The organism is Emticicia fontis (genome assembly GCF_054779675.1).
On record NZ_BAAGXU010000064.1, the window covers coordinates 228,735 to 244,470 of the forward strand.

12 protein-coding genes are annotated in these 15,736 nt (G+C 37.8%); 3 read left to right on the forward strand and 9 right to left on the reverse strand.

Features of this window, described 5'->3' with window-relative positions:
* Positions 1-90: 90 nt before the first annotated feature.
* Positions 91-1,281: a DNA polymerase Y family protein gene (dinB, locus tag ACYVFA_RS24750; RefSeq protein ID WP_460474543.1), complete on the forward strand. Its 1,191-nt coding sequence runs from the start codon at positions 91-93 to the stop codon at positions 1,279-1,281.
* A gap of 29 nt (positions 1,282-1,310) precedes the next feature.
* On the forward strand, positions 1,311-4,304 hold the full coding sequence (locus ACYVFA_RS24755; RefSeq protein WP_460474544.1) for a DNA polymerase III subunit alpha: 2,994 nt from the start codon (positions 1,311-1,313) through the stop codon (positions 4,302-4,304).
* Here ACYVFA_RS24755 and ACYVFA_RS24760 read toward each other — a convergent pair.
* The 4 genes from ACYVFA_RS24760 to ACYVFA_RS24775 form a co-directional block, all read right to left on the reverse strand.
* Positions 4,281-5,642, reverse strand: a complete 1,362-nt coding sequence (locus ACYVFA_RS24760) for a hypothetical protein (protein WP_460474545.1) — start codon at positions 5,640-5,642, stop codon at positions 4,281-4,283. The genes ACYVFA_RS24755 and ACYVFA_RS24760 overlap by 24 nt on opposite strands.
* Positions 5,630-6,262, reverse strand: coding sequence for a hypothetical protein (locus tag ACYVFA_RS24765; RefSeq protein ID WP_460474546.1), 633 nt, complete (start codon positions 6,260-6,262; stop codon positions 5,630-5,632). The genes ACYVFA_RS24760 and ACYVFA_RS24765 overlap by 13 nt, the downstream gene beginning before the upstream one ends.
* Before the next feature lie 110 nt (positions 6,263-6,372).
* Positions 6,373-6,879: a hypothetical protein gene (locus ACYVFA_RS24770; protein ID WP_460474547.1), complete on the reverse strand. Its 507-nt coding sequence runs from the start codon at positions 6,877-6,879 to the stop codon at positions 6,373-6,375.
* A gap of 114 nt (positions 6,880-6,993) precedes the next feature.
* Positions 6,994-7,707, reverse strand: coding sequence for a carbohydrate-binding family 9-like protein (locus ACYVFA_RS24775; protein WP_460474548.1), 714 nt, complete (start codon positions 7,705-7,707; stop codon positions 6,994-6,996).
* Positions 7,708-7,809: 102 nt separating this feature from the next.
* Here ACYVFA_RS24775 and ACYVFA_RS24780 point away from each other — a divergent pair, with 102 nt between their 5' ends.
* A complete protein-coding gene (locus ACYVFA_RS24780) occupies positions 7,810-8,691 on the forward strand; it encodes a PIG-L deacetylase family protein (protein ID WP_460474549.1) in 882 nt (293 codons plus the stop codon).
* 50 nt (positions 8,692-8,741) lie between these two features.
* Here ACYVFA_RS24780 and ACYVFA_RS24785 read toward each other — a convergent pair whose 3' ends face one another.
* The 5 genes from ACYVFA_RS24785 to ACYVFA_RS24805 form a co-directional block, all read right to left on the reverse strand.
* A complete protein-coding gene (locus tag ACYVFA_RS24785) occupies positions 8,742-10,598 on the reverse strand; it encodes a penicillin-binding transpeptidase domain-containing protein (protein ID WP_460474550.1) in 1,857 nt (618 codons plus the stop codon).
* Between the two features lie 333 nt (positions 10,599-10,931).
* Positions 10,932-11,114 carry a hypothetical protein gene (locus ACYVFA_RS24790; protein WP_116985272.1) on the reverse strand — a complete coding sequence of 61 codons (183 nt, stop codon included), beginning with the start codon at positions 11,112-11,114 and terminating at the stop codon, positions 10,932-10,934.
* Positions 11,115-11,236: 122 nt separating this feature from the next.
* Positions 11,237-12,022 (reverse strand): XRE family transcriptional regulator, encoded by a 786-nt coding sequence (locus ACYVFA_RS24795; RefSeq protein ID WP_460474551.1) that lies wholly within the window; start codon positions 12,020-12,022, stop codon positions 11,237-11,239.
* Positions 12,023-12,155: 133 nt separating this feature from the next.
* Positions 12,156-13,052, reverse strand: a complete 897-nt coding sequence (locus ACYVFA_RS24800; RefSeq protein WP_460474552.1) for a DUF6454 family protein — start codon at positions 13,050-13,052, stop codon at positions 12,156-12,158.
* Positions 13,053-13,144: 92 nt separating this feature from the next.
* Positions 13,145-15,736 (reverse strand): DNA gyrase/topoisomerase IV subunit A, encoded by a 2,592-nt coding sequence (locus ACYVFA_RS24805; protein WP_460474553.1) that lies wholly within the window; start codon positions 15,734-15,736, stop codon positions 13,145-13,147.

The window sequence follows — 15,736 nt, forward strand, 5'->3', positions numbered from 1 at the left end:
ACTACACAATTTGTTGAGACAATACTACACAAAATGTACATACATTTATTGCAGAATCCCAAAAATTATTTATCCACATCCTTTACACCCATGGAAAAAGCCATAGTTCACTATGACCTCGATTCCTTCTTTGTGTCTGTTGAAAGACTGAAAAATCCGACACTTATTGGTAAACCTGTTGTGGTGGGTGGTTCAAGCGAGCGAGGTGTAGTTGCCTCCGCCAGCTACGAAGCCCGCAAGTTCGGCGTACATTCTGCCATGTCTTCACAACTGGCCAAACGCCTTTGCCCTGATGCTATTTTTGTAAAGGGTGACCACGAATCATATACAAGATTTTCTAACGATGTTACTGAAATCATAAGCGAATCGGTACCTGTACTGGAAAAGGCCAGTATTGATGAGTTCTACTGTGATTTTACAGGTATGGAGAAGTTCTTCGGTTGTTATAAATGGGCTAAAGAAATTAAAACAAGGATTGCTAAGGAAACGCGCCTTGATATAACCTTTGGTCTTAGTACTAGTAAAACAGTCAGCAAAGTAGCTACCAACGAAGCCAAACCTAATGGCAAAATGCAGATACTGACAGGCTATGAGAGTATGTTCCTGAAGCCTCTAACCATTAATAAACTGCCAATGATTGGCGACACTACTGCTAAAACCCTCCGTACGATGGGCATACAGAATATTGGCACTTTAGCAGCCATGCCTGTAAAATTATTGGAGGCAGTATTTGGTAAGCATGGTAAACTATTCTGGGAACGGGCAAATGGGATTGACGATACGCCTATTGTACCCTATCATGACCAGAAGTCTTTTTCAAAAGAAATGACTTTCGATAAGGATACCACCGATATCGTCAAGCTCAAATCTATACTAGTCTTTATGGTAGAAAGCCTGACTTTTGATTTAAGGCAACAAATAAAATGTGCAGGAACCATCACCGTAAAGATACGCTACTCAAATTTTGATACGTATACCCGACAAACCCACGTCTTTTATACTTCTGACGACCAGGTGATTATTGAAAAAGTAATGGATTTATTTGATAATCTGTATGATAAACGACTATTAATCCGATTGATAGGAGTACGCTTGAGTAAGCTGGTGCAGGGCTATTCGCAAATAAATCTGTTTGATAACTCCTCCAAGCTAGCCGCTTTGCATCAGGCTATGGATAAAGTAAAACATAAACACGGCGAAAAAATAATAGGTAGGGCTAATGGTATGCAAGCAAGCAAACCTCCCGTACTTAAAACCAAAACATTAGTCTTGAGTCAGTAACAAATGTCCAACTTATAACTTATATCACAATGTACTTAAACTGTCACAGCTATTTTAGCCTCAATTACGGAACGCTTAGTATCAAAGACCTGGTTGCCAAAGCCAAAGCTGCCGGATGTGAGAGTCTTGCCCTTACAGATATCAATAATGTATCAGGCATATTCGATTTTATAAAGGAATGTGGGAAGGAAGATATCAAGATAAAACCTATTGTCGGTGTAGAGTTCCGGAATGGAGATGACCTGAAATATATTGCATTGGCAAAAAATCAGCAGGGGTTGTATGAAATCAATAAATTTCTGTCTGATTATCTGGAGTCAGGCAAACCATTCCCACAAAAGGCCCCCCCATTTAAAAATAGCTTTACAATCTATCCGGTTAATTATTTTGAATCAAACCCAACTCTTGATGAACACGAATATATAGGGGTACATTTCTGGGAATTAACCAAACTTTTTAAGTATCAGAAGCATGCCGTTTTTCAAAAAATTCTGGCAATGCAATCCATTACTTTTCATGATAAACTTACTTATAACTTACATCGTTTGCTAAGGGCCATCGGTAAAAATGTATTATTAAGTAAATTGTCGAAGACTGAAGAGGCTTATCCTGATGAGGTGTTTGTAGATATGCCCACACTCCGTGAGAAATTTAGTAATTATCCCCTTTTCTTAAGAAATACAGCTTCGCTTATGGTTGCCTGTAATTTTAAGTTTGATTTTAAGGCAGATAAAAATAAGAGAGTATATACTCATAGCAAGGAGGGGGATGCTGAGTTTCTTCGTAAGCTTACACTTGATGGGGCAGTTAAAAGATACGACATATCTAATACGAAAGTTCTTGAACGGATAGACAAAGAACTGAAAATCATAAAAGAATTTAATTTTGAAGCGTACTTCCTAATGACCTGGGATGTAATCAATTATGCGAAAAACAAAGGATACTTTCATGTAGGCAGGGGATCTGGGGCAAATTCGATAGTGGCTTATTGTATGGGTATTACAGATGTTGATCCGATTGAGTTAAACCTCTTTTTCGAAAGATTTATAAACCCACAAAGAACTTCACCCCCTGATTTTGACATAGACTTCAGCTGGGATGAGCGCAATGAAATTATTGAGTATTTCTTTAAAAGGTATGGCAAAGAACACGTCTGTTTGTTGGCTACCTATAATACTTTTCAGCGTAATTCGGCCATACGAGAGCTTGCGAAAGTGTTTGGCTTACCAAAAGTAGAAGTAGATACTTACCTGAGATACCCAGAAAAGGCACAGGATAATGAATATATGAGGTATATTCTGAAATATGCACCTATGATGGACGATTTTCCTCAGAACTTGTCAATACACGCGGGTGGGATTCTTGTTTCAGATGAATCTTTATACAATTATACGGCTTTGCAACCTATGCCTAAAGGATTCCCTATATGCCAGTGGGATATGTATATAGCTGAAGAAATAGGCTTTTCGAAGTTTGACATATTGTCTCAGCGAGGTTTAGGTCATATAAAAATGACAGTTGATATAGTACGCGAAAACCATAATATTAATATTGATATTCATCAGGTGGAAAAGTTTAAAGAAGATGAAAGTGTAAGAAAAAAGCTACAAAGCAATGAAACCATGGGATGTTTTTATATAGAATCTCCGGCTATGCGACAGCTGATGTGGAAACTCAGGTGCGATAATTACCTGACGCTGGTGGCGGCAAGTTCTATTATCCGACCCGGAGTAGCAAGTAGCGGTATGATGAAAGCCTATATAGAACGGCATTATAATCCATATAATATTGACTACCTGCATCCAAAAATGAAAGAATTACTAGAGGATACTTATGGGGTAATGATTTATCAGGAAGATGTGATAAAGGTGGCTCATGAATTTGCCGGTATGACTCTGGGAGAGTCTGATATGCTCAGACGTGCTATGTCAGGCAAATATAGGGCAAGGATAGAGTTTGAAAAAATAGTAGATAAATGGTTTATCAATTGTAAAGCAAAAGGGTATAGCGATGAGCTGGCAAAAGAAATCTGGCGACAGGTAGAAAGTTTTGCAGGATATAGTTTTTCGAAGGCTCATTCGGCCTCTTATGCGGTGGAGAGTTATCAAAGCCTTTTCCTGAAAACTTATTTTCCTTTAGAGTTCATTACAGCGGTCATCAATAACTTTGGTGGATTTTACCGAACAGAATTTTATATCCATGAAGCCAAACGTTCGGGGGCTATCATTGAGGTGCCGGATATTAATGAAAGCCAATTCCTGACCAGTATTAAAGGAAAAACCATCTGGCTTGGTTGGGTACATGTCAAGAGTCTTGAAATGAAAATTGTAGAAAGAATAATGAATGAAAGACAAAAAAAAGGCCGTTTCTTATCATTTTCTGACTTTGCTCATCGGGTTGAAGTAGGATTGGAGCAGCTCATTATTTTAATCAGGCTTGGAACTTTCAGAAATTTTGGTATATCGAAGAAAGAATTATTATGGGAAGCACATCTCTTGCTTCACAATAATTTTAAGCCGTCAGTATATAAGGAAGCCTTATTTGAATATCTTGAGCCTGAGACGAATCTACCAACCTTATCATTTGACCCCCTGGAAGATATATATGATGAGATTGAGTTTTTGGATTTTACCATCGGTTCGCCATTCGAACTATGTGCAGAACCTTTAGAAAATACCCTCACCTCTGATAACCTGCATGAGATGTTTGACAAGGAGATAGGACTATATGGTTATCTGGTAACATGGAAATCTATCAGAACAAAAAATAACCAACTAATGGGCTTTGGTTATTTCTATGATATAACAGGCAAATTTTTTGATACTGTCCATTTTCCTTATTCTTTAGAAAAACATCCGCTCCGAGGCTCAGGGATATATTATCTGAGTGGCAAGGTAGTGGAAGATTTCGGATTCTATTCAATAAATATCGAGTATATGAGAAAGGTTGAATTAAAGCCCGACCCACGTAGCGTATCAGAGCCTGTCTCGGATGCTTCATTAGCTTTTGTTATCAGTGATTGAGCCAATACCTACTACCCGCTCAAACCACCTTGAGCAATTAATTATTAACTGGCTGGTACCCGCATAAAACAAGGTAAGAAAAATGATTTTGAAAAAACCTCTTCTGAATGTAAAAGGAATGTTGGCCCCCTCAACATGCAGTACAAGGAGCATAAAAATAATATGCATACCCATAACCCAGCTTAATTTAAGGAACTCAGTTCTGGTTCGATAGAAACTGATATTGAGGAGTAGTAGTATGAAAAATAGAATAAAGCTATATCCCCAATAGGCAATATCAAACATAATTTTATGAGTGCCTATAAAAATAGCCCAGCCCCGGGAAAAATAATTGCTGAAATCAAGATGAATTTTACCTAAAGGCACAGCTTTAGGTACTATGTGACCTAAGAAAAAGTAGTCCCAAGTCATGAATAGAATCATAGGTAAGAAACTATAGGCTACTGCTTTTTGAATGAATTGTTGTCGGTGAAAAAACAACAATACAACGGGTAGGAAAAGAATGGTTTCTGTACGAGTCCAACAGGCGAAGGCAAAAAATATACTTGATAACCAGAAATCTGCTTGATTGAGTTTTTCATCCAGATAGTATCTGTACAGGCAGGTAAAAGCAATAAATAGAAATATGGCATTTGGGAAATCGGTCTGTACCAGATAAGTATAAGAATAAAGTTCAGGCATAAACCACAGGAATGTCAACAACCATCCTGCTAGGATAGGATGAATATAATGACGTAGTTCGAAATAAAAATATAAGAAAAAAGCAAGCACCATTCCCGAAAGCCAGATTTTACCAAATAGCGAGCCTAGGCAGAGATAAATGACTTGCATCAACATAATGAAAGGCGCATAATAAGGCTGATTACTTAGCGGATAGGTTTTGGTTAAGAAATCGGTATAGACACTATTCTGGAGAGTTTCTTCATAAAAAGTGGCTTTTGCTATCAATTCAGGCCCCACAATAGTATCAAATGGAATATTAGGATAAAAATAGCATTTCCAGATACTGATATACATAAAGTAAGCTGTAATCAGAAAGAAGGGAATTTCATAAAGCTTGATTTTTAATTTATCAATCTTAAACAATTCGGCTAAAATATCTTTATTTAAAATACAGCTAATACTACCGAAGATAGCCAATATAACCAGGCTACTTAAAATAGCAACCCTGTTGATCTTAATATAAACTAAGTCCAAGAAAAAAGGGACAAAAGAAGCCAGACCAATACCCAATAAAAAAGCCAATGCAATAAAAGCCACTAAATGCCTTTGTATGCGGAAGATACTTAGTAGCCCAGCTCCGGTAATGATATGTGAGAAAATGGCTAAGGCTTCCATGGTTTCTGATTTTTCTGTTTCAGGTAATCAACAGCCGTTTGGGGTATAAAAAAGCCAAAAGGCTGATAAGTCTTCAATTTCTGAATGATAGCCTCTTTTTGAGACGTAGGATAATCATTCAACTTGACTAGTTGAAGTCCCTTTTTTGGGGTAGTCAGGAAGGTGTACGTAGCTTTTTGTAAGAGGGAATCAGGATAAGTAATTTCCACAAAACGCACTTTATTCATCGCGAGGTTCTTGAATTTACTCGGATAAGTCCAGGTATAAGGGTCTATATGATTTTTAGGGTTATAAGCATTTTCAACCAGATAATACTGTGGAGGCAAAAGAAAAATATCATCCTGATTCATAACAGAATCCAGCAAATGAATAATCGCATATTCTTTAGCATAAGTAAGATTGTAGCGAGCAGCACTATCTGAATTATTACCCAGGTGTGATTTGGTATTATAAAAACTCTGTACTTTAAATTGGATAAAAGAAACGTTTTTGGGAAGAATAAAAATGATACCTATACCTATGAGATTAATTGCCAGCAAAAGCAGCCCCTTCCTGATTTTTGATTTCGAGGGATTATCATTGTCTTTAGACGCTTCTTGAAATGAGTCTATTGTTTCCATAAGCAGTTTATATAGCTAAAAACAATGATTTAACCGATAATTACTAGCAAAAGTTTTATCAAAACTATAAAAAACTCACGCCTCTACAAAAGAAGCGTGAGGGCAAAATCTTACTTAGCTACGAAGCGTCGCCAACCTATATAAATCAGAATAAAAAGCACCACAAAAATACCCAGTAAGTATTGGAAAGGCAGATATGAAAAAATAACAATATGTATTTTCTCGAGGAGCCACATCAGAAACATAGTGGCAAAAAGCATAAACCATAAGCCCGTAATCTTATCAAAACCCGGTATAAGCGCCAGGTCAACATTTCTACGAATTAGGAATATGGTAATAAACATGACAACAATAGGCAGAATCTGCATATAAACATCGGTCTGCATCACATCACCCTTCTGAAACAGAAAAAAATAGATATTGAGCGCCACTGCAAAAATACCCGGAGCACTTACCAGATAAATCAAGGCAGCATAGAGGTATTTCCAGGGAGATAGATGCCCTTCGCCTTTACCTAAGAAGCCTGCTACAATGGTTGCTACAGGAATAATCAGGAAGTAGAAAAGCAGGAAACTCGGGTTTTCGCCAATTCGCTGAAAAAATTGTTGTAAAGTCATCGTTACGTTCTATTTTGGGCAAATGTAAAAGATTTTTCAGGAAAACAAATAATCCTATCTGATAATCGGATGAAAGACCTGACTATTGTGCAAGGGTATTGATGAATTTAGCTATCAGTCAAAAATAAAAGTACCAAACTTCTCAAAATCATGAAAATTGGTTCTTGTCAATTGCCAAGACCACGCCGAACTCTTCTTGTCATAATCTATCCGATACATATTAGCTCTCCATTGTGTTCCTTTTTTTGGTGGAACATTATTCAATGGTTTCAATAGAATATAAGGAATAAAAAACTCAGCATTCCAACCTATTACGGCATTATTTTTAGTTTCAATATAAGCTGCATGTCGGGTTTTTCTGTCACCTTCATAATGCCAAGGTCGCCAGCCTAAAAATGTACCTTTCATATTAGGCACAAGAATAGGTAGTTCATAATTATAAGGCGATAATTCATATTCAAAATAAATAGGCATACTTTCGTCTGTCCAGAGAAATACCTCCACCACATCTTCTAAATACAAATTAGCAAAGTCTTCTTTCATGGTTGAAGTAATCAGAGAATCCTGACAATGGAACAGAAAGTAAATGCCGGTGTCTGAATATAATACTTTGGCATCAGTTGCATACACTTTACCGTCTTTTCTACGCTGTGGCAGAGATACCCAATTGGTTTTAATCCAGTTAGTGCTTGTGCCTTTGCTATCCACTTCAAAATCAGCTGTTTTCAGAACTGTCAATTTACCGCTATCAACATTCTGTTGTGCCTTTGTGATTACACTAATACTGAGCAAAAATAGTATGAAGAAAAAAGAACATATAGTATTCATAAGTACTTGTGTATTTTGTAGATTGAATAGATTGTAAACCATGCGAAAATATTATATTTTTAGCAGTTGTTAAACAAATTCAATCCTTTAAATAACCTAATTATGTTTAAACGTATATTTTTACTGGCCTTTCTGCTGGTAAGCGCCATGGCGTATAGCCAGACACAGAAACCCCTCAGAGTTATTATGATTGGTGCTCACCCCGACGACTGCGATTTAGACGCAGGCGGACTAGGAATAATACTTTCAAAAATGGGTCATGCCGTTAAGTTTGTAGCAGTAACCAATGGCGATGCCGGACACCAAAGCGAAGGTGGTGGTATGTTAGCCAAAAGAAGATTTGCTGAGGCCAAAGAAGCCGGTAAAAGATTTGGAGTGGAATATGATGTATTAGATAATCATGATGGGGAATTATTACCAACTCTGAATGTGAGATTGCAGATTATCCGTAAAATCAGAGAATGGGGGGCTGACGTAGTGATTGCACCAAGACCGAACGATTATCATCCTGATCATAGATATACAGGTGTATTGGTTCAAGATGCTGCCTACATGGTAGGGGTACCAAATGTAGCTGCTGATACACCGCCTTTGAAAAAGAATCCCGTGTTTTTGTATTTTCACGACAATTTCCAAAGACCAAACCCTTTCAGACCAGATGTAGTAGTAGATATTTCAGCGGTATATGAGCAAAAGATTTACGCGCTTGATGCCCACGTTTCGCAAGTATATGAGTGGCTACCATGGATCGGCGGCTATTTAGATCAAGTACCTAAGACTGATGCAGAAAAGAAAGCCTGGCTGGCTAAAACCCGAGCAGTACCTATCTCAGCAGAAGCAAGAACTTCGCTGGAAAAGTGGTATGGAAAAAATTATGCAGCTAATGTAAAACATGCCGAATTTTTCGAAATCTGTGAGTATGGCTCAAGACCCACTGATGAGGATATAAGAAGATTGTTTCCGATGCTGAAACTTTCTAATTAAAGCATATAAACAGGAATGCCCCTCGCAAAGGGGCATTCCTGTTTATACGGCTAATTCTCTGGTGTACCTGCGGCAGGTTGTGCTCGACCGGCCATTGTCCGGTAGCTGGTATTCATAATCTGCTCTACGTATTCTTTCCGCTTAATGTCGCGTTTAATATATTTTTCTATCAATAATGAAGCAATAGGTGCTGCTGCTCTGGCTCCCCAGATACCATTCTCTACTACCACGGCAATGGCAATCTTAGGATTTACACGTGGCGCAAAAGCAATGAAAAGCGAGTGGTCGCCACCTTTTTTGTTTTGAGAGGTACCTGTTTTACCACAAACTTCAAGACCTTCTATACGTGCCACACGGCCTGTACCATGTTCAACCACATCAAACATCCCATCAACTACGGGTATAAAATAACTAGGATCAATATCTGTTTTATGTACTTTTACTAAGTCTGGTTTTACACCTCCTTTATTTGCACCAACTCCTTTTATTAAGTGAGGAGTCACCCAATAGCCGTGATTCGCTAAGGCCGCACAAAGGTTAGCCAGTTTCAATACGTTTACCCCTAATTCTCCCTCACCGATACTTAGTGAATAGATATTAGAGAATTTCCATTGATTTTTGCCATATACTTTATCGTAGCGTTCTACACTTGGCAATAATCCGGCTTTTTCGCCGGGTAAGTCAATACCTAGTTTTATCCCAAACCCAAATTTCTCCATCATCGTATGCCATACGGCAAGACCATCACGAGCCGACATAAATGGGTTAGAAATATCATTATTCCCAATGATTTTCTTGAATACATTGAAGAAATAAGGGTTACATGAGTTCTGAATAGCGTTATGCAGATTAGCCGTATGGAAAGCCGAGTGTCCGTGGCAAGCCATAGGAGAGGGGAACCCTGTGAATGAAGTATTCGGCGTAATAACACCTAACTCCAAAGCCACCGTCGATTGTACCAATTTGAAAGTAGAACCCGGGCGATAGAAAGAGTTGGTTACCCGATTTAATAATGGCTTGTCAGGATTTAAGGATAATTCCTTGAATTTAGCAGAAAAAAGTCTACCCGAAAGCTCATTAGGATCATAGGTAGGATAAGAGCCTAAAGTCAATACTTCACCTGTATTAGGTTCTATAGCTACTACACCACCCACTTTATTCTGGAAAAGGCTATCAGCTAATTGTTGTACCTCCATATCAATGGTTGAATAGAGGTTTTTACCAATTACGGCCAGGGTATCAAACTCGCCATTGCCATAAGAGCCTTTATCTTCACCTTTTACGTTCACCATCGTAAACCTGATACCTCGTTGCCCTCGTAAATCCATCTCATATTCTTTCTCCAAACCCGTCAGACCAATATAATCACCCTTCCGATAATATTTTACCTCTCCCTGTTCATCATATTGTTTTTTAGAAAGCTCACCAATGTACCCGAGGGCGTTAGCCATAGTATGGGCAGGATAGGTACGGAAAAAAGACTGTTCAAAATGAAAGCCCGAAAAGTTCACCATCGCATCAGATACATGGGCATAATCTTCTTTTGATAGTTGTCTCAAAAATAAAGAAGCCCGATTGACTGAATATTCTTTAGCCATACGCATAGTACTGTCGAAATACTGGCGTGTGATGCCAAATAAACGGCAGAACATCAATGTATCCAGCGGCTTTACCTTGCGTGGGGTTACGTACATATCATATACTTCTACGTTAGCCACCAATAGTTTGCCATTGCGGTCGTATATCTGTCCACGCAGTGGAATCTGTACGTCACGTCTAATAGCATTGGTAGAACCTAAAGAGCGATATTTGTCATCAATTACTTGTAGATATAATAGCCTCACGGCATAAATCATAAGTATTGTAAAGAAGAAGAAAAGGATAATTTGTTTGCGATTCTCGAGCATTCGTTAATAAGGATTTTTAAAGCACACCACGAATTTAACTAAGTTTTGGCTAATATTCTTGTATAAAATGCAAGAATATTTTTAAAACCCGGCCAAATCGTTCATAAACAGCATTGTAGGCTGTCTAGAATAAATCGACGCAAGACGTAAAGTCTTGGTAAATAGGTATAAGTAAAGTTTACTTAGTAAAGCGGAGAGAAGAACAAAGAGAAATAGCTGATAGCAGCGAAAGACAAAAATTATTCTGAATTAAAAAAGTGTTATGCGGATTTAGCTATTTCTCTACATTTACTCTTCTAAAGGTATTATGGGGTTCAATCATAAAATCGTTTTTTACTTGACTGGAATTAAGTTAAGAGAAGTTGGTTTCTGATAGCCCATCTTGGCAATCGTCGACCTCACCTTTTTCAAGGCTTGTTTTTTATTGGTAGCTGGCAAGAAATCGTGCATCTTGAAGTCGATTCCTTCGGCCATATATTCATAAATTCTCATGCTTAAAAATTTAGCGGTTTGCATTTTAGGTTTGTTTTTTTATGTTAATTATCAGGAAAATTTTTGGAAGGAGTCTGAACAATTCGTTCAAACTCCTTTTTTAATAATCAAACAGCAGTTCTAGAGTCCCTTACTATCGATATAGCTTACAACTTCATGTTTAGCTTTATCGCCTGTACATCGTGTTGGATACTCTGTAAGACTGAAAAAAGTAAATCACTTGGTTGTCTGTCTGCAGGATTGATGCTGCAGACAAATTCCCATATTTCAAAAATTTCTTCAAAAGGCAATTTATATGGCATATAATGAGTGTTGTCAGAGTGGAGCATCAGGTGCCCGTCTTTCATGTTAAATCTATGTATTCTTTTATAAACCAGTCCATCATTTTGGGTGAGTATCACATAGGTTTTGCTATCTTTTATCTCTGAAAGATTTTCAAGATATTTACCTATCACAAATGCGCCCTTTTCTAATGGTGGCATAGAATCTCCAACAATCGGAAAGCCTCTATATTTTCCATTAGCGATATACGGCAAAGAAATACGTGGCAAAGCTTGAATAAACTCAGGATTACTATAACCTGTCAGATAACCTGCCGATGCTTTTACAGGTACTAACTCAATCATATCATTTCCTTCCTTATCTACTATCATCGGAAACAGCACTCGTTTACCGCCTATTTCAAGGAGGCTTTTCAAGTCTGTTACCTGGGTAAGGTCTACTGTTACCAGTGTATCAATCGACACATCAAAGAACCTGGCTATGGCTGTTAACCCCTCAATAGTAGGAGATGATTTTCCCTCTTCCCATGAACCTAAGGTAGTTCGTGGAACACTCAGCGCCTCTGCCAATGCGCCCTGGCTCAATTCTTTTAATTTTCTCAGATGAGCAATATTAAAAGCAAGTAAGGTTTTAGTTGTACTATTTTTCATTGTGCCGATATTTTCGGATTCTATTGCCGAAATCTTCGGCAATTATAGGGACAAACTTGAAATCTACCAAATTTTTGGAAGTTTTTTTTTGATTTTTTATAATAACTTAATATTAAGGTGGTTATACACCCGATTAAGGCTTTAAAACAGCTTTATAGATAAAGAGTGTAGAAGCTTTATCATCATCAGGTACGAAATAGGTGCTGATTCCTTCAGCAATAGATTCTACCCAGAATGGATTACTTGTCATTGGTAGGCCGGTAGGAGACCATAAACGGATAGGAACCTGATGCACAGGACGGTAATCTTTTAAACTAATCAGATCGAAACCACCCAGACGAATAGTCTGATTATTATTACTGTATCGTTGAAGACCTGAACAAATCACCATATCCTTGCCTAAATAATGACAGTCCTGATAGTCGATATAAAATGATGGATTGATGAAGCGTAAGTCTTCGGGAGACGCCTTAACATTGCTTACTTGTCCGTTCTTATTTAATTTCCAATGATAAAAATTTCTTGAACCCCAGCTAACCCCAAAAAGCGTGTTTGCATCAGTATTATGTACAATTCCACCGATATGTTCCTTGAAACGAAATACTTCTGTTGATTGCATGGTGTTCGGGTCAACTTTATAAATAATGGCCTGACTATTCGGGCGATATTCTGCTACCGGAACCCATATATGTTTGCCATCATAATCAATACCACCCGGGTGATACATAGTGCCTTCGCCTAAAGTAATGTGCGCTAATAATTTACCTGTAGAATCCATTTTAAAGAGATGTCCGACGCCTTCACCTGTCTCTCCATTTCTTGTCGGCTTGATTACCTCGACAGAGCTCATATATAAAAATGTACCAATTTTCACCATTCCTTGTGGGTGATAGGTTGGAAATTGTAGAGGGATAGCCGCTACCTGTTGCCATTGGGTATCGTAGCGCAGTTTCTTTATTTTATCAACCAGTGTTTGTGCCTGTATAAGTGAAAAGCAAAACAGAAGAATTATAAAGAATAGATAGCGCATAGTTCTAAAAATAGATGTTGATATTAGCAGAAATATAAAAGGGGAAAATGAATTCCCCTCATGTATATAATTATATTATTGTGTACCCAGTATTAAAATAAAGCTAATTGACTATCAGAATTATCGGAGCCTTCCTGCTGGGTTTCAGATTGAGCTTCTGGAACTTGTACTACTTCTTTTGTTACTTCTACCTCTTCAGGCTTAGGGTCGAGTATTTTTACTTCTACTACATCATAAGCATTCAATTTCTGTCCGATGGCCTTCCAGCCTCTTACCTCTACAAACTCATCAACGTTAATAGTCTGTGTTTCAATAGGGGCTTTTTTGTCAGCTTTGGTTTTGAGCGATATCCTTGGATATTTATCGGTGCTTACAAACAATAAGCGGGAATTTTTAGTATCAGTAATAAACAGGAATTTTTTGTCTATAGTAGTAGTTTCAATTTTGAAACGCTTGATATAGAAGATTTTGTTTTCACCATCAAAATATAAGCAAGAGATAACTTTATCAGGAGCAAATTTTATTACTTTAGATATCTCTCTTGGTTCGTAACGATTAGTTAATTCAAAGTTGGTCAATTCATATTGCCCATCTTTATAAAGAACCAATATTCTGTCTTCTGAACCGAAATTGCCTAGGTATGAGCCATGCTCGTCTCTATTTAGTTTACCAATAACTGCATCGAACCAGATATCAACTCCACCCAAAGTAGATTTACCTGCTGATTTGAAAACTACTTTTCTGACAGGGAATTTGGTAATCAAATTTCCCATTGAGCTTCTGTTTTTTATAGACAAGGTAGCAAAATCCCAATCCAATTGTTTTTTCTTGGCAGTTGAGTTGGCTGTCAGGTTGACAAAAACAGTTTCGGCTTCACCATTATCATTCGCCGAAAAATGCAAGACTTTCGATTTTGGATTACCCATTGATACATCGTATTCCTTATCACGGGTGATACCCGTTACAAAGAAACGCTTAGCATAAGAAGACCCCGATTTGCCATCAGAATAGATAACGTTGTAGATTTTACGCTCATCATTCTTACGGAATACTGAGCAATAGATAATGTCTTTACCAACGAATACTTTCTCCTGAATTTTGGTGATGACATACTTGCCATCACGCTTAAAGGCAATAATATCATCAATATCCGAGCAGTCCATGACATATTCATCCTTTTTCAGACCGTAACCTATGAAACCTCCTTCACGGTCGACATAAAGTTTTTGGTTATTGGCGGCTACTACAGTTGCCTGTACAGCTCCGAATTGTCTGATTTCAGTCTTACGCTCACGTCCTTTGCTGTATTTTTTCAACAGGTCTTTAAAGAAGTTGATAGTGTAGCGTACAAGATTTAACAAATCGTCTTCTACTTCAGCTAACTCCTGTTCTAAACGACGCATCAATTCATCAGCTTTGAAAGAGTCATATTTAGAAATACGCTTGATTTTGATTTCGCACAAGCGTAAAATATCTTCTTCAACAATCTCTCTGTAGAAATCTTTCTTAAATGGTTCTAAACCTTTGTCGATTGTTTCTATTACTGCCTCAAATGTTTCACACTCTTCAATATCACGATAGATACGGTTTTCGATGAAGATTTTCTCTAATGAACTATACAGTAATTTCTCTTTCAATTCATGCTTCTTGATTTCTAGCTCTCGTTTTAACAAGTGCATGGTCTGATTTGTAGACTGACGAAGGATTTCGCTAATTGTAACGAAATGCGGTTTTTCGTCAATAATCACACAGGCATTCGGAGAAATAGAGTTTTCACACTCAGTAAAAGCATATAGCGCATCAATCGTAATATCAGGTGAAGTATTAGGTGCTAAATGTATAATGATAGATACTTCTTTAGCGGTATTATCTTCTACCTTTTTTATTTTTATTTTACCGGCATCATTCGCTTTTATGATTGACTCAATGAGGCTGGTAGTGGTAGTACCAAACGGAATTTCTTTAATGACAAGTGTCTTCTTATCCAGTTCAGCAATTTTAGCTCTTACTTTTACTTTACCACCTCTGGCACCGTCATTATACGTACCAACATCAATCATTCCACCTGTCAGAAAATCGGGGTATAGCTGGAATGGTTCTTTTTTCAGGAAAGCAATAGAAGCTTCGCAGACTTCAATAAAATTGTGTGGTAATATTTTGGTCGAAAGACCAACGGCAATACCTTCAACTCCTTGTACTAATAATAGAGGGAATTTGGCAGGGAGGTTAATAGGCTCACGTTTTCTGCCGTCATAAGACATCTGCCATTCGGTAGTGTCTTCATTAAATAAGACATCATTGGCAAATTTTGATAGCCTTACCTCAATATATCGTGGAGCAGCGGCGCCGTCTCCAGTTCTTATGTCTCCCCAGTTTCCCTGAGTATCTAATAGGAGATTTTTTTGCCCCATCGAAACAATGGCATCACCAATAGAGGCATCTCCATGTGGGTGGAATTGCATAGTGGAGCCAATAACGTTGGCAACTTTATTAAAGCGGCCATCGTCCATTTCTTTGAGGGCGTGCATTACACGGCGCTGTACAGGTTTCAAGCCATCTTCAATGGCAGGTACAGCACGCTCTAAAATGACATAGGATGCATAGTCGAGAAACCAGTTCTCAAACATATCATCAATAACTTCTTTTTGTTGAAGCGGATCGTACTTAGGGTTTTCTTCACTCAT